Consider the following 20,302-nt stretch of genomic DNA (forward strand, 5'->3'; position numbering starts at 1 on the left):
GTTAGCTTTTATTTAGTTGTGAATATTAAAATTTGCCATTTGTGTTTTTATGTTCTTCTGCTGGAGCAATCGTTTCGATTACATCCCAATGTTCAGCAATTTTACCATTTTCTACTCTGAATAAATCATAGAACGAAGTAGCTTTATCAGCAAATGAACCTTCACTTACTACCAAAATAAAATTTCCTTCACCCAAAACTCGGTGTACTTTGTTATATTTCATTGTAATTCCTTGAGAAGCCATATATTCTAATGCTTTTCCAAGACCAGAAAGACCGTCTGCAATTTGTGGATTGTGTTGGATATAATTATCTCCATCAAAATATCCTGTTAGTTTTTCCATTTTTCCATTAACCAAAATATCTTCTACAAAATTTTTGACTACCCTTTTATTTTCATTGGTCTTGTCTAAATCATTGATTTCTGTTGTACCATCAATCATAGAATGCCCACTTGGGTTATTGGATTCAGGTTTTACTTGTAAATTATCCCAATGTTCTACAATTTTATCATCTTCAAATCTGAATATATCAAAACCTACTTTTGGGCCAAAAAAATTATAATCTGTGTGAGTAAATACAAAATCTCCATCTTGAAAAGCACGAATTGTATTTAATTTTGCTGAATTAGCTGGAAGTTGAGCCAATAAAGCTCCAAAACCTGCTAGTCCGTCAGCAATACTCAAATTGTGTTGAATATATTTATTTGGATTGATGTAACTAACAGGTTCTTGTGCTCCTGTTTCGATACTTTTTAATAAAGCAACAGCTTTTTTCTTATTTGAAATTTCTGTAGTGTTCATATTTTCTGCTTTTTTAGTTTGTGAAGTAATACTATTTTGTGAGTTACAAGATAATAATCCAAGGGTTAAAATTAAAGATGTGATTGATAATAACTTTTTCATTGTATTGAGATTTGAGTTTTAAATTGACAATACAAAGTTGAGGCTATTCAACAAAAAAATAATGATACAGAAAGTCCTTTAGATGATACTTTTGTTCCAACTAGAAATTAAGGATTGAAAAACTCTCTAAATTCGATGGGAGTAGTATCAGCATGTTTACGAAAATACTTGATAAAATTAGTAGATTCTTCAAAGCCTAATGTAAATCCTATCTCTTTTACACTTTCGTTGGTATGTGCTAAAAGTCGTTTGGCTTCTAGCATAATTTTTTCATCAATAATTTGCTTAGGTGTTTTACCTAATGTTTTTGAGGTAGCTTGATTGAGTCTTTTTTGTGTAATATTTATCTGAGTAGCATAATAATTTACCAATTTTTCTTCTTGAAACTTTTCTTCTAATAGATTTTTGAAAAGCATTATATAATCTAAATCTAATCCTGTTTTGACTTTGGTAAATCCTTGTTTTTGCCTTTCTCGTTCAGAAATTAGTAATAAATTACGTAAATAATTCCGAAGAATATCAGCTTGATACTCATCATTTGGGTTGTTTGATTCTGCTTGCATCTGTTCAAAAAAAGTAGCGAATATAGATTCCATATGGGGAATATGAATGGTAGGAATAGAAAATAAATCATTAAATAAGATAGTACTTCTTAAAAATGTTGTATCTATTTCTGTTTTGCAGAAAAAAACATCTGTAAACAAAATTCCTTTTCCATCAGAATCATCTTTATTATCAAAACGTTGTACCATATTTTTATTCAAAAAAACAATAGTATGAGGTTCTATTTTTATAGGATTAAAGTCAACTAAATGTGTTGGTGTTCCTTTTTGAAACCACAATATTTGATAAAACTCTGTTCTATGAGTAGATGTCAGTTTTTCACCATCAGATTTAAAAAGTTGATTCATTTCTACTACTTCAAGTTCTTGTGGTAGTCCCTCTTTAAAATTATATTTCTGAATATCTTTTTTCACTATATTGTATTTTTGGATATGATTAATTTTTAAATGTTCAAGTATAAACAATACTTTCACAATTATCTATACTTGAATATTTTTTATTAATACATCGTATTCGGATTAGCTGACTTTTCAGGAATTTTTTGGATAGCATCCCAATGTTCGCATATTTTGCCATTTTTATCAAATCTAAAAAAGTCCATTGTTATATACTCATTTTGAACGTCTTTTTCTAGCCAAGTCTGATGAGTATGTAAAGCAACTAAATCTCCCTCAGCAATACATCTAACAAATTCAATGGATTTATCAGGATATTCAATTTGCATCCTTTCAAAATAATCAATAAACCCTTGTGTTCCATCAGCAACATCTGGATTGTGTTGAATATATTCTTTTCCAATATATGTTTCTATTGCTTTTTTAGGGTTTCCTTCATAAGCAGTTTTATAGAATGCGATTGCATTTTCTTTATTTTTTTGCAGGTTCATGGGCGTAATTTTTAAATTATTTATAAATCAAGATGACTACAATATCTTAAAAATAAGCTAAAACAGGAAAAAAGGCGTAAAAAAACACCTTCAATATCTGTGTTGAAAATTGAAGGTATTTTGTATTTATCAAGATGTTTTTTTGTTATTGTTTTTTACGCAGATTTATAATTCCTCCAAAAACAATATTGAGTTGAGAAAAAAAGAATGTTTGCTCAGCTTTATCAGATTTTGAATAAGTTGTTTCTACATCTGGTAAATTGATATATCCTCCTTTAAATTCAGATTGAATAAAGAATTTATTAAAAAAAGCAACTCTAGCACCTATCACACCACCAATTCCATATCCTGCTACATGAAAATCATCGTGTCGCTGTTGTCCTAATAAAGTTGTATTTGTTCTTGGGTATAAAAAGCCAACTCCTAGACCTTTATTAAGACTAATTTTGATTTTATTAAAATCAAAAAGTAAACTAGAATGCCTTATTTCAACATTTACATAATTTAGACCATCTGTGTGTTCAAATTGTAAAAAATCATCTTTCAATTTTATATCATTATGAAAATAATCAGCATCATAATTTGATGAAGTATCGTGAATGTAACCATTGATATCCACAATCTGATTTTGTTGCATTACATATTTCATGTGATCTATTCCAAATGAAACATCCCAGTTTTCTGTCAGATAATATCCTATACGAAAGTTGTATTGAGGAATCGTAATTTTGTTTAGCTTGAAATAGGGATCAACTGCAAATTTGGATTGTCTATCTTTAGCAATTACGTCTTTTAAGGTAAAATCATAGTTTTTACCTTTAAAATGAATATCTGATTTGGTGTACCAACCTCTATTATATCCCCAATAAAAATACAATCTTCCTTTAGAAATTTGTTTAGGAATTGGAGGTGTAACAGTTTGAGCAGAGCATAAATAGGAAATAAGCGTAAAGAAAACAACTAAAAGTATAGCTTTCATTTTTTGTAAGTAATAATATTAAGTAATAGTTTTTTAAGTGTGCTTTAATTTATTTGAATGTGTTTTACACTAAGAAATAAACTAAAGTAGATTATAGGGCTGCAAAGGTAACTATACTTTTATTAAGACTAAATACAGAAACTAAATACAAAGAGTTTATTATGTTTTTTTGTGGATAATGAAAATAATACAAAATGAATTTTAAGAATAAATTTGTTAAAAAATGCGCCTAGATAGATTTTTTGTGTACTTTTGGTACTTAGTACTTACATTTTTTAATAGACTTAAGAGTTTGAAAAATACTGCCTTTATTACTACTTTAAGAAACCCTTTTTTAATTTGGGTTTTTAGTTTACTTCTTCATAGCATTTTATTATTGCTTGTATATTTTGTTTTTTGGGCTTCTTATAGCGAACCTACTTTAAACTTCTTATATCATTTTTCTCATCAAGTCAGTAAAGACAATTCTGTTTTTACTTTTTTTTCTTGGTTTTTGATAGTTAGTTTAGGTTTTAGTTTCTCGGCTGTTTTTGCTCAATTTTTTACATCTATTTCTGATTTTAATCAAAAAATTAGAGTGTTGGTTCTTTATATTTTGGTCTTTTTTGTCGCTTTTATTCCTATGCTTTTATGGTTAGATAGGCATGTTGTGGCAACTATTTGTGTGCTTTCAGGAGTAAGTCTCTTAGTAATTAATTATAAAAAAAATACGTCTTTTTATATTAATAGTTTTGTTGGAACATTGCTCTGTTTGGTTGGACTTTTTTGGTCTGTCAAAGGATTTGGGTGGGCAATGGCTGCAAGTATTCCATTTTCACTTTGGTATCTTAAAAAGGAAAATTTCAAAAATCAGTTGCCTCAAGTTGTGATTTTGGTTTCACTAGTTATGTTGGCTTTAGTTTGGGATTTGATTCAAAGTCAAATTGAACAAAATGAAGTTATTCATTTTTCAGCAGAAAAAATAGAAAAAAATGTTCCTCAATGGCTTTTAGATGAACATTTGATAGAAGTAAATTGGACAAAAAATGATTTTCGTTTGTGGTTAAGTGGTTTTAGAGGCTTTGGAGAATTGAGTTGGGAAAATAAAACAACAAATCACCATTTTTCAGAAGAAGCTATTCAAGAAATTACTGAATTTTTGTTGCACTATGATTCTGTTGTTCCTGTTGAAGGTAATCCAATTTTAGAGTTACGATATGTAATTTTACAAATTGCGTTACTTATTTTTTGGTTTTTGTTTTTAGCAAATTATAATCTTTCTCGCTATCGTTTGATAACCTATTGGGTGGTTATTTTTCTGATTTGGGTGTGGACAGAATATATTAGTTTAGATACAGAAAATGGATTTTTATTAGCTCTATGTGCCTATGGAGGGCTTTTACCTTTAATTGGTGCAAACAGATTTAAAGATATTGTTTCTTTCAAAATTCATCAAAAAATTATTTTCATAGGAATAATTATTCTGATTGTGATTGAACTTAGTGGAAGTTTGGCAATTTATATTTCGGAAAGTCTGGCTACTCGCAAAAATTATGTAGAAGCAAAAGCCGTTTTGGAAAATATTTATAAGAGTTATTTTTCCGACCAAAAAACATATATTGACTGGAATGCACACTTAAATGATAAAACATCGCTTCCTTTTTCTACTTCAGTTACCTCAAAATTTGATAAAGAACAACTTCAAAATAATTTAGTAATTCCGATTCAACATCTAAAAAATGAAGAAAATCTGAATCAAAATAATACTCTCAATTCTTCGAATTTATATTTTATCTTGCCTTCCAAAACTAGTAAATCACAAACAGATATGCTTATGCTTTATTTTAGCGAACATCAAAACAAACTTGTAGAATGGCAATCGGTTTGGAAAACAGAAGAAATTGAAGTTTGGAAATTGATTGTTTTTTAAAATTCTTTTTGCTCTATTCCAAAATCTCAAATACTAAAAACTGTGTCTTCTGCTTAGGGCTAAAATTATTATCTGATACAAAAACGATTGTTTTATTGCCATTTGCAAGCATTTTTCCTAATGTCATTCCTTCAATATTATCTACATGATTGAGGTTCATTTTTGATAAATCGGAAATTAGTGTTTTCTTTAGAGGAATATAATCTTTATTTGGAATCAGGTTTTTGAGACTTTCTATATCTTTAGAATCAGTTGCATTCTTTGTTTCTACCAAAAATAATTTTACAACAGTTCCTCCATCTGCTTGATAACCTTGAGAATAAGAACGTTCTAAAACTAAAAATTGTGTATTATTTTTATCTGTTTTCCATTCTAAAATTTCTACAATTCCATTGAGTCCGTAGGCTGTTTGTGGAATTGGTTCTTTAGCAACAGGTTCAGCCAAATAAACAAATTCCTGCTCAAAATTTGAGGTTTTTCTGTCTAAACCTATCAAACGAATTGGAAATATACCTTCTGTGTTTTTTGTCATTTCGCCATCTTGTTGTAAAGCAGTTTCGGAGAGAAACCAAATTTTGTTTTCATTATCCGAAAAAGTCATAGATTCGATGGCTGCATTGTGATACCAACCTTTATTTTGAGTGGTGTCTATAAAATGCTTGGGTAGTTTAAATTTTCTAATTTGATTGCCATTTGTATCCATTTCGGCAATAAAAGGAACTATATTTCGCTCTCTATCGCCTTCACTACTCCAAAAAAGTGTACTTGATTTACTAGAAAAACAAATGCTTTCTGGGTCAGCTATTTTTGTACCTTCATTTTTTTTAGGATAAAATTTTCCGTTTTCTTGTTTGAGAAAGTTTACAGAATATATTTTTAGTTCTTCAAAGCTATCTTTTGTATAATTCAATTTGGCTGTATAAAAACGCAAAAGTCCATTCTCATCAAATAAATCATCAGAAAGTAAATAATAACTATCTGTTGAATTGTCGTAATCAATTGCTGAAAGTCCACCAACAGTCATTTTTTGTTTATTTTCTCCAAATTTTTCTTCAAAAGGAATAATTTTTTCTCCAATAAAACGAAGTGCAAAAGGATCTTTTTGTTCTGTTTGGGTAGATGTAGGCTTTTGACTTTGGCAATTTATAAATAGAAAAGCAATACAAAAAGCTAAAACATACAAACTTAAAAGATTTGTTTTTTGAGGTTCAATTGTCTTCATAGTTATTTGTTGTTGGTGTCGCTGTCGCTAAAACACCAACAACGGCAGTTTTTATAATTTTAGAAAAGACTCATGTTTATTTAATCTTCTTTTTCCTCTTCCTCATTATCATCACTCAAATAAACATCTAGCAAACCTTCTGGAAGTTGCATCAAAATAGATTTGTTTTCTCTATCAAATTCTTTTATCAATTCTTTTTTTAGAGGAATCAATACTTCTTTTTCTTTAAAGTTAATGACTAATAAATCATTTTGAGGAAGATTGTAAATTGTCTCTATTTTGCCAATTTCCCCTTTTTCTGTATCAGAAACCATAAAACCGATAATTTCGTGATAGAAAAATTCATCCTCTTCTAATTTTGGAACAAACTCATCAGGCAAGAATAGTTTTAGTTTTCTAAACTCTTCAGCTTGTTCGACACTATCTACTCCTTCTAATTTGATAAGCACTTTTTGCCCGACTTGTGGACGCAGATTTTCTACAAAAAAAGGAACTAATTGTCCTTTTTGTTCGACCAAGATAGATTCAATGTCAAGATATAAATCAATATTATCAGTATCCCAAAAGGCTTGAATATCGCCTTTGAGTCCGTGAGGTTTGATGAGTGAACCGAGTTCGAAACAGTTGTCTTTATTCATATACAAATTTAGAATTTAGAAGGTAGATTTTAGAAGTATGTAAATACACTACTTTAGTAAAAATGATTGACAAAAATACGACTTCATTTATTAATAAACGAAAAATTTATATTCACATTATCAAATCCATTGATTCTAACTTCTGAAATCTAAATTCTAACTTTATTTCATTTATTGATGACTGTTAACTGAATCTTCTTCTCTGAGTTTGTCTAAAAGTGCACTCAAAAGTCCTGCTTCTGCATCTGAAAGATTAAGGTAATTAGGTTTGTCTATAGGTTCTTCATTGTCTATCTGTTTCAAAAGTTCCAAACCTGATTCTGTAATAGAAATATTTACTTCTCTTCTATCTACTTCTCCTCGCCATTTATTGATATATTCTTTTGTAATTAATTTATCCATAATACGTGTCGTATTCGAATTTTTATCAATCATTCGGTCAGTAATATCTTTTGCACATAATGGAGTAGGGTGTGAACCACGCAAAATTCGAAGTACATTATACTGTTCTTGCGAAATTCCATAACATTTTAGCTTGCCTACTACTTTACCACGCAACCAACTTGCCGTAAACATAATATTTAACATCGCTTTATGTTGGTCAGATTTGAATTTGTTTGTTTTTAATGCCTCTTCGATTTTCATTAATTAGTTGAAAAAGTAAATGATTATTTTATGATGATTAACTGACTTCTCAATTATTGTACCTACAACTACTTTTTAATAGGTTATGTTTGAATATTGTTTCTTAATTGAATTAGATTTGTATGGAAATAGTATATTTGCCCTTTTCCCGACAAGGCTCACCTCCTTCTTTGCTTCTGTTTTGTTTTGTGCATTTTTTTATTTCTTCAATTTTTCTCTTAGAAAGAGGAGTTTTTGAATTGATTTGATAGATGATGAGTTCTGGTTTTAATTTGAGATAAATGTCAAAAATAAGTTCTTGGTTTTTTTCTATTTCAAATTTAAAATCTAAACGTTCTGAATAATAACTTTCTATATTTGCTTTATATTTACCTTTAGGAATTTCCATTTCAAAACCTCCATTTAATTCTACATCTATTATTGTTTCAAAATTGCCGTCTAAATTTATTATCTGTAACACATAAAATTCTCCCTGCCCATTTTTATTTGAAACAACACCATTTATTTTACTTTTTATAGCGTCTTTCCTTTCTATTTTTACTCTACTTGTGTCGTCTTTATGGTCAAATGAAAAAGTATATTCATACTTGAATTCTGAATCTTTATCTTTTTTATAAAAATGACTTTTTTTATTACAAGAATTGAAAGCGATAAAAATTAGAAGTAAAAGGAACGTGATTTTATAGATTTTCATCAGAATATATTTTTGAAATAACTACTAAAAGCAAAAATCTCTTCCTCATTTTTCAATAAGAAAGAGATTTCTGACAAAAATAGTTTTTTTACTAGACTTCCAAACCTATTCCTTCAAATTCTTATAATAATATTTCAGTTTTTCTAGTTTTAATTGAATATCATTGAGTTGATTGATAGAATCATTTAAGTTTGCTTTTACGATGGGGGCAAGACGAGCATCTACAAACAAATTTTGGTCTAATTCGTACCATTCTTTTGGTTTTTCAGTATCTAGTTTTGCTAAATTTTCATTTACATAAGCCAAAAGTTCCTCTAGTTTTTCATTCCAATATTTTTCTATAAGCTGATGAGGTTTTCTGTAAATAATTTCATCTTTTTCTACCTTATGCGTGCGTAAACCCAAGGCTAAAAGTTGAGCATTATGGAATAAATGAATTTGATGCTGTACAGGTGGTTTTTTTGCTTTTACTTTATAGGTCAATTTAAAAGCGTCATCATAGACATTTATTGTACTTTCTTCTTGTGTCAATCTATCAAAATCAGCTCGTTTGATGTATTTTCCATCCATTGACGTTTCCAAATTCATTACTTGATAGAATTCTTGTTCGACTGGATAGAGTTCTTCTCGTGTTGTGATGTGTTTTACTTTTGTTTCCTTTTCAATTTCGGTTTCTAATTCTTTTATTTCTTGTCTCAATCCAGTCAGATTTAGCGAAATAGAATAACCATGTTTGCGTATCACTTCTGAAACCAAATGACGCACTTTATCCAACTGCTCAGGTTGATTCCAAACACAATGCGTAATTAAGAAACAATCCATTAGATTGACTTTTTTGCGTCCATTTAAAAAAGCACACGTTTTGAGAAGGCGAATTACTTTTTTCCATCTTCTATCCGAAACAAAATATACATTTCCAATCTGATTATCGGTATCATCAAGTTGTTTTTTGACAAGCTGAATAGTATTCAAAACTTCTGTTGGCAGTTCTATTTCATCAATTTCTTTGCTCCAAAGCTCATTTTCTTCTGCTGTAATCTTAAGTTCATCAGAAACTGTATCTTCATAAACATTATCTGAAGAAGTCAGCATTTGCAGAAAATTACCACTTTCTTTTATTTCAGAAATTAGATAACGCACCAAAAATCTATCCCAAAGAGCTTCTAAACCTTCATTTTTGGGTGGAAGTTCGTTTGATGCTGCAATAAGTCCTTTTAGTTCTACTTTTACTTCTTCTTCTCCATTTCTATAAATTTTCTCATTCAAAACGGTCAAAAGTGCATTCTGAATAGAAGGACTTGCCTTCCAAATTTCATCTAAAAAAACAACTGTTGCCCCTGGTAAATACTTGTCTGTCAAGCGTTCATATTTATCCTCATCTTTTAACTTTTTGATAGAAACAGGACCAAAAACCTCATCAGGCGTACTAAAACGGTTCATTAAATACTCAAAAGATTGTCCTGCTGTAAAGGCAAATTTTAGCTTACGTGCAATCAAACTTTTGGCTACCCCTGGTGCGCCAAGCATAAACAAACTCTCGCCTGCAACGGCTGTCAGTAAAGCTAATTGTATGGGTTCTTGTCGTTCGTAAAGATTTTTATTGAGAGCAGAAAGTAAGTTTTTGATTCGTTCTTTGCGTTGCATTGAGAGTGGTTTTTTTGTCGTTGGTGAGACACCAACAACGGCGATATAATAGTATTTTGAAATAAAACAGGCTAACTTTTTATTTAGGAATAAGGTTTTGAGAATTTTATTTATACATGATTATTTCCCTCTCATTATTCTATCAGCCAAAAATGGACTAATTCTATTGATGATTTTTAATAATTTTACTTTTCCGATTTCGACTTCAAATTTATCTTTTTTGAAGGTTTTTATAAATTCTTTTGCTAATTGCTGAGGCGTAATTTTGCCTGTTCCTCTACCTTTTGTCATTTCTGTATCTACCAAAGGAGGAATAATTTCAAAAACTTTTGTGTTTTGAAGTTGGTAACGTAAAGATTTCGAAAAAATATGAATGGCTGCCTTTGTAGCACAATAAACAGGAGCTGTCATTTTAGGAATTAAACCCAAACCTGAAGAAACATTAACAATAGCTGCATTTTGATTGATTTCTAAAATCGGTAAAAGCAAAGAAATAAGTTTTAGAGGAGCTAAAAGGTTTACATTTATTTCATTTTCTAGTTTTGGAATAATGTGTTTTTCTTCCAAAAAATGATAATTATATTGAATACCAGCATTATTAATTAAAATATTCAAATCTTTATGTTCCTGCTCAATAAATAAAATGAGATTTTCAATGTCATCTTCCTTTGAAATATCTGCACAGAAAGGAATTATTCTTTTGTCTTTTTGAGCAAGAGCTTTTAGTTTTTCTTTATTTCTACCAACTGCAATAATTTGATTGTCATAATCAAGAAATTGATAAAGTAGAGCTTCGCCAATTCCTGCTGTTGCACCTGTGATAAGTATTTTGTTCGATTCTAATTTCATAATAAAGGAGAAAAAAATGATTAATATTTATTTAAACTAATACCACAAATTTCTACTTTACTTTTATCAAAATCATTTACCTATGTAAATAAACAAGCTGTCAAGTCTGATAAATTACTCTTTTCTTGATCTAATACGACTTAATTGCGTAGGTGTGATTCCCAAATAAGAAGCAATATGATATTGAGCAATTTGATTTTCTAATCCTTTATGTTCTTCCAAAAAAATCTGATAACGTTGTTTTGCTTCAAGAGTTACCAATTCAATTTCTCTTTTTTCTTTATTTACAAAAAACTGTTCTGCTAAAAGGCGAGACAAACGTTCTATTTTGTGATAATCATCATAAAGTCTTATAACACTTTCAAAACTAGCAACCCATAGTACACAATCTGTCAGACATTGAATATCAATTGAGTTTTGTTTTTGACTAACCAAGGAAGAATAAGCTCCAACAAATTGATTAGATGTAAAAAAAGTTTTGTTGTATTCTTCGCCTTTTTCATTGCTATAAAAAGCTCTCAAAATACCTGTTTCTACAAAGGCAACTTGTTTACTGTATTCTCCTTTTTTGGCAAAAAAATGTTTGTTACTCATCTTCTCTTTTTCAAATAAAGATGTAAAAAGTTCTAATTCTGTTTCAGAAAAATTGACAATGGAACACAAAAATTGAGTGAAAGATATAGGTTTTTTCATCATTATGACTTTAGTAGATTGCAAAGGCAAAGTAAAAAATATTTTTCTGAATGAGATTTCGTAAATTTGTGAATATTTTGTGCTACATAGATACTATTTATCTTGAAAAGTAAGTACCAAATTAAAAAAAAATAATTATGAAAAAATTAGAGGAATTAAAATATGACACAATCAAAATGATTATGTTGGTAAGAGATTTTGAATTTTTAAATAAAGTTAATGCTCAACTCAAATCTTATTCTGCACCTAAGTTTATGGAAGGAGTGCGTCCTATCCGAGAAAATATTAGCTTTGAACAGATTTTAGAAGAACAAAATTATAAACCTATTTCTTATCAAGCATTCAGAAAACAAGCCGAACCTTTGGGAAATGAGCCAATAGATGAATTATTGAATTTATTATCTGCTTAAAAATGAATTACTTACTAGACACAAATATTTTACTAATTTATACTAGAAATTCTGAATTTTCTCAAGAGATAGAAAACGAATATAACCTTTTCAATCCTTTGAATAATTTAGCTATTTCAGTTGTTACTTTAGGTGAAATAAAAGCGATTGCTAAGAAGCAAGGGTATGGAAGTTCGAAAATGAAAATTTTAGAAAGGTTGCTTTCAAATCTTCCTGTAATAGATATAAATATAAAGGAAATCATAGAAAGATATGCAGAAATAGATGCTTACAGTCAAGGTAAACTACAGAAAACCAAATTTTCAGCTAGAAATATGGGTAAAAATGACTTGTGGATTGCTGCCACAAGTAGTTTTTATGAATTAACTTTATTGACTACAGATAATGATTTTAGACATTTAGATAAAAGTTATTTAAAACTAGAAGAAATAGATATAAAAAAATATCGATAGCTTTTGGAAGGATAAAAAGCATAAAATGAAAAATAAAAGAGTCATAATTATTGGTGGTGGTGCAGGTGGATTTTTTGCAGCCATTAATTTAAAAGAAAAAAATCCAAACTATAATGTTTCTATTTTAGAACAAACCAATACGTTACTCAAAAAAGTAAAGATTTCGGGTGGTGGGCGTTGTAATGTTACGCATTCTTGTTTTGAGCCTGAAGAACTGACTAAAAATTATCCACGAGGAGAAAAAGAACTTTTAGGCGCATTTTATCAATTTCAACCTCAAGATATGATAGAATGGCTCAAAAAAAGAGGTGTAAAAACCAAAACGGAAGCAGACGGACGTATGTTTCCTGTTTCAGATGATTCTCAAACGATTATTGATTGTTTTTTGAGAGAAACTAAAAAACTAAATATTGATATTCAAAGAGGATGTGCCGTTGAAAAATTAATTCCTCCAACTGATTCAGTTAATCAAAAATGGCAAATTCAGATAAAAAACAAAGCTAATTTAGAAGCCGATGCACTTATTATAGCAACTGGAAGTCAACCAAAATCTTGGAAAATGCTTACAAATTTGGGACATTCTATTTCAAATCCTGTTCCGTCGCTTTTTACAATGGACGTTAAAAATGATGCTCGTTTGAAAGATTTGGCAGGAGTTTCGGTAAGTAATGGGACAGTTTGGGCAAAAGATACAAAACTTGCTACTGAAAATGGTGCTGTTTTGGTTACGCATTGGGGACTTTCTGCGCCTGCTGTTTTGCGTCTTTCTGCGTGGGGAGCGAGAGAACTAGCCAACAAAAATTATAAATTTGAAATGGGTGTAAATTGGATAGAAGATACACCAAAAAACACGCTCAAAACTTTGAAAGCACACCGAGAAGAATGGCGTAAAAAACAAATTGGAACAATTTCGCCCTTTGAAATTCCGAATCGGCTTTGGAAAAAACTCGTCGAAGCTGCACAAATAGACCTCACTACGAACTGGGCATCCCTTTCAAATAATCAATTACAAAACCTTTCAAACGAACTCACACAAGGAATATTTCATGTAACTGGAAAAAGCACTTATAAAGATGAATTCGTAACTTGTGGAGGAATTGCTTTATCAGAAGTTGATTTTAAGACAATGGAAAGTAAAGTTTTGCCTAATTTATATTTTACTGGCGAAGTCTTAGATATTGATGCCATTACAGGAGGATTCAATTTCCAAGCTGCATGGACAACAGCTTGGATTGCAGCACAAAACATTTAATTAAATTATGGATGTTGAAAGAATATCTATGCAACTTGTTATTTTTTGTAATAAAAGTTAAACAAAAATATATGCCTTACTCTTTAGATTGAGTAAAGTATGCAGAAATACATTTTTTAAACTCGTTCTATTTTTACTCAAATTATATAATTATATGAAAAACATTGTCAATTGGATAGGAACAAAGATATTTTCTACTCGTTTGGAGAGTATAGAAAATTTCAAAAAGAACCCTTTTGAGGTTCAAGAAAGAGTATTTAAGTATCTGATTGAATCTGGAAAAGATACCGTTTGGGGAAAAGAACACGATTATTTTTCTATCAAAAATCAAGGACAATTTGCAGAGCGCATTCCTGTTTCTAGCTATGAAGAATTTTACCCCTACATAGAAAGAAGTTTGAAAGGCGAACAAAATTTGCTTTGGAACAAACCGATTATCGGCTTTTCAAAATCTTCTGGAACGACCAATGCACGCAGCAAATATATTCCTGTTTCGGAAGAAGGATTAGACAAAAATCACTATGCAGCAGGAAAAGATTTGATTGCTCTGTATGCAAATAACAACCCAGAAACAGGATTTTTCTCTGGAAAAGGATTGGGAGTGGGAGGAAGTATGCAGCCCAATCCAGTTACAGGAGAGAAAAATTGTGGTGATGTTTCTGCTCTGATTATGAACCATTTACCTTCTTGGGCAGAATATCTCAGAACGCCTAGTTTGGAGATTGCACTGATGGAAAATTGGGAAGAAAAAATGGAAGCAATGGCAAGAGCTAGTTCAAAAGATAATGTAACAAGTATTCAGGGCGTTCCGACATGGACACTCTTTTTGATTAAGAAAATATTAGAAATTACAGGCAAAAACTCAATTTTAGAGGTTTGGCCTAACTTAGAATGCTTTTTTCACGGCGCAGTTTCCTTTACGCCTTATCGTCAGCTTTTCAAAGAACTTATTCCTTCTGAGCAAATGAATTATATGGAAGTTTATAATGCTTCCGAAGGATTTTTTGCGCTACAAGACCAAAAAAATAGCGAAGATTTGTTATTGCTTTTAGATTATGGAATTTATTATGAATTTATTCCGATGGAAGAATGGGACAAAGAAAACCCAAAAACAATAACATTGCAAGACGTAAAATTGAATGAAAAATATGCGATGATTATTTCTACTAATTCGGGGCTTTGGCGATATAATATTGGTGATGTGGTAAAATTTACGTCATTAAGCCCATTTAGAATACGTATTGCAGGACGAACAAAACATTTTATTAATGCTTTTGGGGAAGAAGTAGTAGTAGAAAATGCTGATATTGCCCTTGCCTATGCGTGTCAAAAAACAGGTGCAAAACTAAAAGATTATACAGCAGCACCGATTTATATAAAAGATGAAGGAGAAGGAAATCACAAACAAGGAGGGCACGAATGGATTATCGAATTTGAAAAACAGCCAGAAAACAAAACTCTTTTTGTGGAATCTTTAGACGAAAAACTAAGAGAAATAAATTCGGATTATGATGCTAAAAGACATGCAAATATCGCTTTAGTGATGCCAACCGTTCATTTTGCAGAGCCAAATACGTTTTACAAATGGCTACAATCAAAAGGAAAACTAGGAGGACAGCATAAAGTTCCACGTCTTTCGAATGATAGAGAATATGTAGATGCGATTTTGGAAGTGATGGAGAAGTAAAAAATAAAAACTTTGTCAGTAGTTGTTTTGGTAATCCAAAATAACTCTGACAATAGTTGTCTAAAAATCTTATTTGGATATATATTTTTATTGCTAATTTCTTAGATTTGTTATTTGTAGAACAGCAAAATACAAATACACGGCTGGAAGCCGAATACATATTGCTCACTCGGCAGAGCCAAGCCTTTAGGTTTGTAGTAGATAAAATATGAAGTATTGTTAATATTTTACTATTTTTTATTCTTTGCTATTTTTACCTTTAAACATAAGTATCTATTACAGGATGGAATAAGTAGTAGTAGATTATTAGTTACATATAAATTTACTTTCCTAATCTGATTTTAATACCATAGTGTGGTAATTTTTCTAATCCCCAGTATTCTCGAATGAAGTAGATAGCAAATGGCAATTTTACTGAAATGCCAAAACCTTCTTCAACTTCAGTAAAAATACCTACTAGCTTTATACAAGGTTTTCCTTTAGTATCAATATGTATTTCCCACAAACCACATCCACTCATTCCACGCTGTATGGGTTTATTTTTTCGTTGGTGAGAAAACAAATCGTAGCCTTTTTTGAATTCACTAAAAAAAATATGATTAGTAAATCCTTCTTCAATTAACTTCTTAGATACATTATTTTTTAAGTACTCTGTTTGACAATACGGATTAGCATTAAGTATTTTTTCTCCATCTTTAACTTTTGGATTATATTTATTAGTAATTACCTTAGTTTGTGATGCAGGAAAACCATATAAAATATAGTAATCACTTATTTCACCTTTATTATATTGTTCTAGTATTCGTTGCTTTGGATAATGACTGATATCTGAAAGAGATAAGAATGATTTATGAGATTTTAGACTTTCTATCAAAGCTTGTGATGTGATTTTTATAATAGCTAAATCAATTTTATATCTTTCATAAGTTGATTTATCTATTCCAAGCATATTTTGATTCTTAAGACTAAAGATAACACTTTCAGATCTAAAACCTCCAACTCTAAAATCTTTAGCTGTAAAATTTTCCACTCCAACCCAAAAATCATCAATCCCTTCTCCAACAAATCCATTTTTTTCAATAAAATTATGTGAAGCAGTAATTATAAAATAGTTATCTTCAAACTGAAATAGAACTCCACTTCCATGTCCTCTTAGTTTGTTTTCATAGGTGTACTTAAATATTTGAACTGTGCTTTTAGATATATTCAGCCACATATCAAGAAGTAATTCATCATGAAAATTTTGTGTAGTTGTTAATTTCATTTTATATGTAAATGGTGCTTCTTGAGTTGATAAATATTTATAATCAAAAATAAGATTGCCATCGCTTGGCGTTGCCGAGCGATTACTTATATATTCAGCTTTCAGCCGTGGTTTTTGTATTTTGCTGTTCTAAAACAACCAAAAATATAAAAAATTATGCCCTTAACGAAAAACCTAAACTTCAGAAGAAACAAATCTTTGAAATTTAGGCGTTTGAAAGCTGAATAGTATTGACTTTTCTGATTATCTAAGTGTACTTTTCCTTCTTTGTTTTCTTGACTGTTTCCAAAAATTCTTTGATGCGTTGTTCTTGGTCTTTATGGCAAACCAAAAGAACACCATCGTAATCTGCTACAATAAAATTATCTAATCCTTGTACAACAGCCAAACGGTCTTTTGAAATTTTGATAATAGAATTTTTGGTGTCATAAGCCATTACATCTCCTGTAATTACATTTTTGTTTTTATCTTTTTTGGCTTGTTCGTGTAATGATTTCCACGTTCCCAAATCAGACCAACCACAATCACATTGAACGACATAGACATTATCAGCTTTTTCCATTATTCCATAGTCAATCGAAATCCCATGGAATTGTGAATAGGCTTTTTCTAAAGATTTAGCTTCATTTTTAGTATAAAAATCGCTTTTCATATCTTCAAAGGCTTCCGAAATATCACTCAAATAAGTATCAAAGGCTTGTGCAATCGTTTGTGCATTCCAAATAAAAATACCTGCATTCCATACAAAATCACCACTTTCTAAAAATGATTTTGCCATTTCTAAATTAGGTTTTTCAGTAAACAGACGTACTTTTTTCAGATTTCCTTTTTGATTCTCTTCACTCTGGATATAACCATATCCTGTATCTGGGCGTGTTGGTTTGATTCCCAAAGTGATAATTTTATCGCTATACTTAGCTGCATCAATTGCAATAGTAAGTTTATCAATAAAACTATACGTATCCAAAATTACGTGGTCAGAAGGCGTAACAATAATATTAGCTTCTGGATTTTTGGATTTGATTTTATAAGAAGCATAGGCGATACAAGGTGCAGTATTGCGCAAAAAAGGCTCTAATAAAATTTGCTCATCTGAAAAGTTAGGTAACTGTTCTTTTACCAAGTCTTTGTAGTCTTGATTGGTAACAATGTACATATTTTCAGGCTTACAAACAGGCTCAAAACGCTTGACTGTCTGTTGTAAAAGTGATTTTCCAGTTCCTAAAATATCCTGAAACTGTTTTGGGTAATTACGGCGACTGAAAGGCCAAAAACGGCTTCCAATTCCACCTGCCATAATGATAAGATGTGTATTTTTATCTTGCATATTTTTTTATTTGGTCTAACACAGAGTTACAGAGAAACACAGAGATAGTTATTTTTTAAATTATCCATCTATGAATGCCGTTTTTTAGTAGAACCGTATTGAAATTAATAAGTAATCCTACCTTAGAATTAGTCAGTTTCATATATGTATTTAATTGAGCTTTGTGTATTGGATGTATTTCACTAACAGATTTAAGTTCAACAATCACTTTGTCTTCAATTATGAAATCAGCTCTAAAAGCGCACTCCATCTCAACTTGTTTATAAATTAGTGGAATAGCTTTTTGCCTTTCTACCTTTAAGTTTGTTGTAGATATGAGCTGATAAAATAAACATTCTTCATAAGCCGATTCTAGTAAACCAGCTCCTAAATCTTTATGAACTTCGATAGCGCAGCCAATTATTTTACTTGTAATTTGATTGATTTCCATAATTGTATTTTCTCTGTGGTTCTCCTTATCTCTGTGTTGTTAAAAATGTATTTATAAATTAAACTTCCCAACCCTTCACAAACTCAAATTTTCCTCCATCAAAAAGTCCTTTATCACTTAATTTTAATGATGGAATCACTAAAAGAGCCATAAAAGAAAGTGTCATGAAAGGAGCATGTAGTTTTTTTGTAGTTTTTGGGTTAGTCATTAAAGTTTTTGCAAATGTATCAATTTGAGCGTATTTTTTACCTACAAGTTCACCATTTTCTAAAGACATAATTCCTGCAACTGGAAGAGGTAAAACTTGATTTTCGTTTTCATCTTCTTTTCCACTTGTTGCTGACACTCCTCCTTTTTCTCTAATTACTAAGTTTACGGCTTTCATCAAATCTTCATCTGTAACTCCTACAGCTACGATATTATGCGAATCATGTGCGACACAAGAAGCAATTGCACCACGTTCTAAACCAAAGTTTTTGATAAAAGAAATTGCAATCGGAGCATCAGAAGTATAACGATTGATAACAGCCATTTTTAAAATATCTTTTTCAATATTTGAAATTAAATTCCCGTTAGTATCTGTCAAATCATCAATTTCTACAAAAACAGGATTTGTAATTAGTTGTCCGTCCAATGCCTCAATGACTGGGATTTTTGTTGCAGTATCATTTCCTACTACTTTGCTTCTCTTTATTTCAAAATCAGATGCTTTCTTTGGTTTTACATCAAACTGATTGATAGCTTTTGTTTCTACATCTTTGATAAATGATTTACCATTTTCGGCTACTTTTTCGCCATTGATATAAGTTTCTAAAATTTCAAAGTTTTCTAAATCTTTTACAATAATAAAATCTGCTTTATCACCTTCTCTTAATTGTCCAACTTCAAGGTTATAATGTTCAATCGGATTGATACAAGCAGCTTGGAGAACTTTAAACTTATCGATGCCTAACTTTATAGCTCGTCTGACAAGTAAATTAATATGTCCTTCAATAAGATCGTCTGGATGTTTGTCGTCCGAACAAAACATCATGTTTTCATAATGTTCTGGTAATAAATCAATCAAAGCATCAAAATTTTTGGCTGCACTTCCTTCTCTAATAATAATTTTCATTCCATGTTGTAGCTTATCTAGTGCTTCTTCTGCTGTAAAACACTCGTGGTCGGTACTAATTCCTGCTTCTATATATTTTTTTGCTTCTTCTCCTCGTAATCCTGGTGCATGTCCATCTGTAGGTTTTCCGTACTTTTGGGCTGCAGCAATTTTTGCCATTACTTCAGGGTCTCTTGCTAGAGCAGCAGGATAATTCATCATTTCGGACAAATATTTGATGTGTGGTTGGCTCATTAGTTTTTCAATGTCTTCTACCGAAATAGTTGCTCCTGCTGTTTCAAAACTTGTTGCAGGAACGCATGAGGGCGCACCAAAAAAGAAATTAAAGGGAACTTTGTTTCCATCATTTACCATAAATTCTACACCTTCCATTCCCATTACATTGGCAATTTCGTGAGGATCTGAAACGGTTGCAACTGTTCCATGAACGACTGCCATTTTTGCAAACTTAGAAGGAACAAGCATCGAACTTTCAATATGAATATGAGAATCTATGAAACCACAGAGCGCATAATTTTTTATTTCATTATTTGAATCTTTAGTTTTTTCTAGTTTTTTTACGGAATGAATTTTGCCCTCTTTAATCGTGAGTTGTGCAGGGAAAATGCTTTTTTCTGCAATATTTACGAGATTTGTACGTATTATCATAAAACGGATTATTAAAATAAGTAGGAAACTGTTTTTTTAGAAACTTTGTGTAATTTTACGCTTGTATAAGTCTTAAAATAAGTCATTGGAA

General features: G+C 30.5%; 20 protein-coding genes. 5 read left to right on the top strand and 15 right to left on the bottom strand.

Features of this window, described 5'->3' with window-relative positions; genetic code table 11:
* Nucleotides 1–25: 25 nt before the first annotated feature.
* The 4 genes from V9L04_RS16555 to V9L04_RS16570 form a co-directional block, all read right to left on the bottom strand.
* Complete coding sequence (locus V9L04_RS16555; RefSeq protein ID WP_338790975.1) at nt 26–802, bottom strand: nuclear transport factor 2 family protein; 777 nt, start codon at nt 800–802, stop codon at nt 26–28.
* 209 nt (nt 803–1,011) lie between these two features.
* A complete protein-coding gene (locus V9L04_RS16560; RefSeq protein WP_338790976.1) occupies nt 1,012–1,881 on the bottom strand; it encodes a helix-turn-helix domain-containing protein in 870 nt (289 codons plus the stop codon).
* An 86-nt stretch (nt 1,882–1,967) separates the two neighbouring features.
* Nucleotides 1,968–2,354: an ester cyclase gene (locus tag V9L04_RS16565; RefSeq protein WP_338790977.1), complete on the bottom strand. Its 387-nt coding sequence runs from the start codon at nt 2,352–2,354 to the stop codon at nt 1,968–1,970.
* A 145-nt stretch (nt 2,355–2,499) separates the two neighbouring features.
* Complete coding sequence (locus tag V9L04_RS16570) at nt 2,500–3,333, bottom strand: hypothetical protein (protein ID WP_338790978.1); 834 nt, start codon at nt 3,331–3,333, stop codon at nt 2,500–2,502.
* Nucleotides 3,334–3,625: 292 nt separating this feature from the next.
* Between V9L04_RS16570 and V9L04_RS16575 the strand changes: the two genes are divergently transcribed.
* Entirely contained in the window at nt 3,626–5,242 is a 1,617-nt protein-coding gene (locus V9L04_RS16575) for a hypothetical protein (RefSeq protein WP_338790979.1), read from the top strand.
* Between the two features lie 13 nt (nt 5,243–5,255).
* Here V9L04_RS16575 and V9L04_RS16580 read toward each other — a convergent pair whose 3' ends face one another.
* The 7 genes from V9L04_RS16580 to V9L04_RS16610 form a co-directional block, all read right to left on the bottom strand.
* A complete protein-coding gene (locus tag V9L04_RS16580; protein ID WP_338790980.1) occupies nt 5,256–6,464 on the bottom strand; it encodes an esterase-like activity of phytase family protein in 1,209 nt (402 codons plus the stop codon).
* A gap of 80 nt (nt 6,465–6,544) precedes the next feature.
* Nucleotides 6,545–7,102 (bottom strand): ribosome maturation factor RimM, encoded by a 558-nt coding sequence (gene rimM, locus V9L04_RS16585; RefSeq protein ID WP_338790981.1) that lies wholly within the window; start codon nt 7,100–7,102, stop codon nt 6,545–6,547.
* 171 nt (nt 7,103–7,273) lie between these two features.
* Nucleotides 7,274–7,747, bottom strand: coding sequence for a MarR family transcriptional regulator (locus V9L04_RS16590; RefSeq protein WP_338790982.1), 474 nt, complete (start codon nt 7,745–7,747; stop codon nt 7,274–7,276).
* A gap of 112 nt (nt 7,748–7,859) precedes the next feature.
* On the bottom strand, nt 7,860–8,441 hold the full coding sequence (locus tag V9L04_RS16595; protein WP_338790983.1) for a hypothetical protein: 582 nt from the start codon (nt 8,439–8,441) through the stop codon (nt 7,860–7,862).
* A gap of 105 nt (nt 8,442–8,546) precedes the next feature.
* The gene (locus tag V9L04_RS16600) at nt 8,547–10,085 is read right to left on the bottom strand and encodes an AAA family ATPase (protein WP_338790984.1); all 1,539 of its coding nucleotides are present in this window, start codon (nt 10,083–10,085) and stop codon (nt 8,547–8,549) included.
* 120 nt (nt 10,086–10,205) lie between these two features.
* Nucleotides 10,206–10,934 (bottom strand): SDR family NAD(P)-dependent oxidoreductase, encoded by a 729-nt coding sequence (locus V9L04_RS16605; protein ID WP_338790985.1) that lies wholly within the window; start codon nt 10,932–10,934, stop codon nt 10,206–10,208.
* Between the two features lie 114 nt (nt 10,935–11,048).
* Nucleotides 11,049–11,627, bottom strand: a complete 579-nt coding sequence (locus V9L04_RS16610; RefSeq protein ID WP_338790986.1) for a Crp/Fnr family transcriptional regulator — start codon at nt 11,625–11,627, stop codon at nt 11,049–11,051.
* Between the two features lie 137 nt (nt 11,628–11,764).
* Between V9L04_RS16610 and V9L04_RS16615 the strand changes: the two genes are divergently transcribed.
* From V9L04_RS16615 to V9L04_RS16630, 4 genes are all read left to right on the top strand, one after another.
* Nucleotides 11,765–12,037 carry a hypothetical protein gene (locus tag V9L04_RS16615; protein ID WP_338790987.1) on the top strand — a complete coding sequence of 91 codons (273 nt, stop codon included), beginning with the start codon at nt 11,765–11,767 and terminating at the stop codon, nt 12,035–12,037.
* A gap of 2 nt (nt 12,038–12,039) precedes the next feature.
* On the top strand, nt 12,040–12,489 hold the full coding sequence (locus V9L04_RS16620; protein ID WP_338790988.1) for a type II toxin-antitoxin system VapC family toxin: 450 nt from the start codon (nt 12,040–12,042) through the stop codon (nt 12,487–12,489).
* Nucleotides 12,490–12,514: 25 nt separating this feature from the next.
* Complete coding sequence (locus V9L04_RS16625) at nt 12,515–13,741, top strand: NAD(P)/FAD-dependent oxidoreductase (RefSeq protein ID WP_338790989.1); 1,227 nt, start codon at nt 12,515–12,517, stop codon at nt 13,739–13,741.
* A 154-nt stretch (nt 13,742–13,895) separates the two neighbouring features.
* Nucleotides 13,896–15,428: a GH3 auxin-responsive promoter family protein gene (locus V9L04_RS16630; RefSeq protein ID WP_338790990.1), complete on the top strand. Its 1,533-nt coding sequence runs from the start codon at nt 13,896–13,898 to the stop codon at nt 15,426–15,428.
* Nucleotides 15,429–15,750: 322 nt separating this feature from the next.
* Here V9L04_RS16630 and V9L04_RS16635 read toward each other — a convergent pair whose 3' ends face one another.
* The 4 genes from V9L04_RS16635 to ade all read right to left on the bottom strand — a co-directional run bounded on the left by V9L04_RS16635 (nt 15,751) and on the right by ade (nt 20,211).
* The gene (locus tag V9L04_RS16635; RefSeq protein WP_338790991.1) at nt 15,751–16,692 is read right to left on the bottom strand and encodes a hypothetical protein; all 942 of its coding nucleotides are present in this window, start codon (nt 16,690–16,692) and stop codon (nt 15,751–15,753) included.
* A gap of 247 nt (nt 16,693–16,939) precedes the next feature.
* Complete coding sequence (locus V9L04_RS16640) at nt 16,940–18,019, bottom strand: mannose-1-phosphate guanylyltransferase (RefSeq protein WP_338790992.1); 1,080 nt, start codon at nt 18,017–18,019, stop codon at nt 16,940–16,942.
* Between the two features lie 55 nt (nt 18,020–18,074).
* A complete protein-coding gene (locus V9L04_RS16645; protein ID WP_338790993.1) occupies nt 18,075–18,449 on the bottom strand; it encodes a GxxExxY protein in 375 nt (124 codons plus the stop codon).
* A gap of 58 nt (nt 18,450–18,507) precedes the next feature.
* Nucleotides 18,508–20,211, bottom strand: coding sequence for an adenine deaminase (gene ade, locus V9L04_RS16650; RefSeq protein WP_338790994.1), 1,704 nt, complete (start codon nt 20,209–20,211; stop codon nt 18,508–18,510).
* Nucleotides 20,212–20,302 lie beyond the last annotated feature (91 nt).

The sequence above is a fragment of the Bernardetia sp. MNP-M8 genome, from assembly GCF_037126285.1.
In the GTDB taxonomy this organism is placed as follows: Bacteria; Bacteroidota; Bacteroidia; order Cytophagales; family Bernardetiaceae; genus Bernardetia.

Excerpts from the sequence above, each read along its gene's own strand:
- V9L04_RS16555 (WP_338790975.1), bottom strand. The coding sequence starts at position 802 with ATGAACACTACAGAAATTTCAAATAAGAAAAAAGCTGTTGCTTTATTA.
- V9L04_RS16565 (WP_338790977.1), bottom strand. The coding sequence starts at position 2,354 with ATGAACCTGCAAAAAAATAAAGAAAATGCAATCGCATTCTATAAAACT.
- V9L04_RS16570 (WP_338790978.1), bottom strand. The coding sequence starts at position 3,333 with ATGAAAGCTATACTTTTAGTTGTTTTCTTTACGCTTATTTCCTATTTA.
- V9L04_RS16580 (WP_338790980.1), bottom strand. The coding sequence starts at position 6,464 with ATGAAGACAATTGAACCTCAAAAAACAAATCTTTTAAGTTTGTATGTT.
- rimM (WP_338790981.1), bottom strand. The coding sequence starts at position 7,102 with ATGAATAAAGACAACTGTTTCGAACTCGGTTCACTCATCAAACCTCAC.
- V9L04_RS16590 (WP_338790982.1), bottom strand. The coding sequence starts at position 7,747 with ATGAAAATCGAAGAGGCATTAAAAACAAACAAATTCAAATCTGACCAA.
- V9L04_RS16595 (WP_338790983.1), bottom strand. The coding sequence starts at position 8,441 with ATGAAAATCTATAAAATCACGTTCCTTTTACTTCTAATTTTTATCGCT.
- V9L04_RS16600 (WP_338790984.1), bottom strand. The coding sequence starts at position 10,085 with ATGCAACGCAAAGAACGAATCAAAAACTTACTTTCTGCTCTCAATAAA.
- V9L04_RS16605 (WP_338790985.1), bottom strand. The coding sequence starts at position 10,934 with ATGAAATTAGAATCGAACAAAATACTTATCACAGGTGCAACAGCAGGA.
- V9L04_RS16610 (WP_338790986.1), bottom strand. The coding sequence starts at position 11,627 with ATGAAAAAACCTATATCTTTCACTCAATTTTTGTGTTCCATTGTCAAT.
- V9L04_RS16615 (WP_338790987.1), top strand. The coding sequence starts at position 11,765 with ATGAAAAAATTAGAGGAATTAAAATATGACACAATCAAAATGATTATG.
- V9L04_RS16620 (WP_338790988.1), top strand. The coding sequence starts at position 12,040 with ATGAATTACTTACTAGACACAAATATTTTACTAATTTATACTAGAAAT.
- V9L04_RS16625 (WP_338790989.1), top strand. The coding sequence starts at position 12,515 with ATGAAAAATAAAAGAGTCATAATTATTGGTGGTGGTGCAGGTGGATTT.
- V9L04_RS16630 (WP_338790990.1), top strand. The coding sequence starts at position 13,896 with ATGAAAAACATTGTCAATTGGATAGGAACAAAGATATTTTCTACTCGT.
- V9L04_RS16635 (WP_338790991.1), bottom strand. The coding sequence starts at position 16,692 with ATGAAATTAACAACTACACAAAATTTTCATGATGAATTACTTCTTGAT.
- V9L04_RS16640 (WP_338790992.1), bottom strand. The coding sequence starts at position 18,019 with ATGCAAGATAAAAATACACATCTTATCATTATGGCAGGTGGAATTGGA.
- V9L04_RS16645 (WP_338790993.1), bottom strand. The coding sequence starts at position 18,449 with ATGGAAATCAATCAAATTACAAGTAAAATAATTGGCTGCGCTATCGAA.
- ade (WP_338790994.1), bottom strand. The coding sequence starts at position 20,211 with ATGATAATACGTACAAATCTCGTAAATATTGCAGAAAAAAGCATTTTC.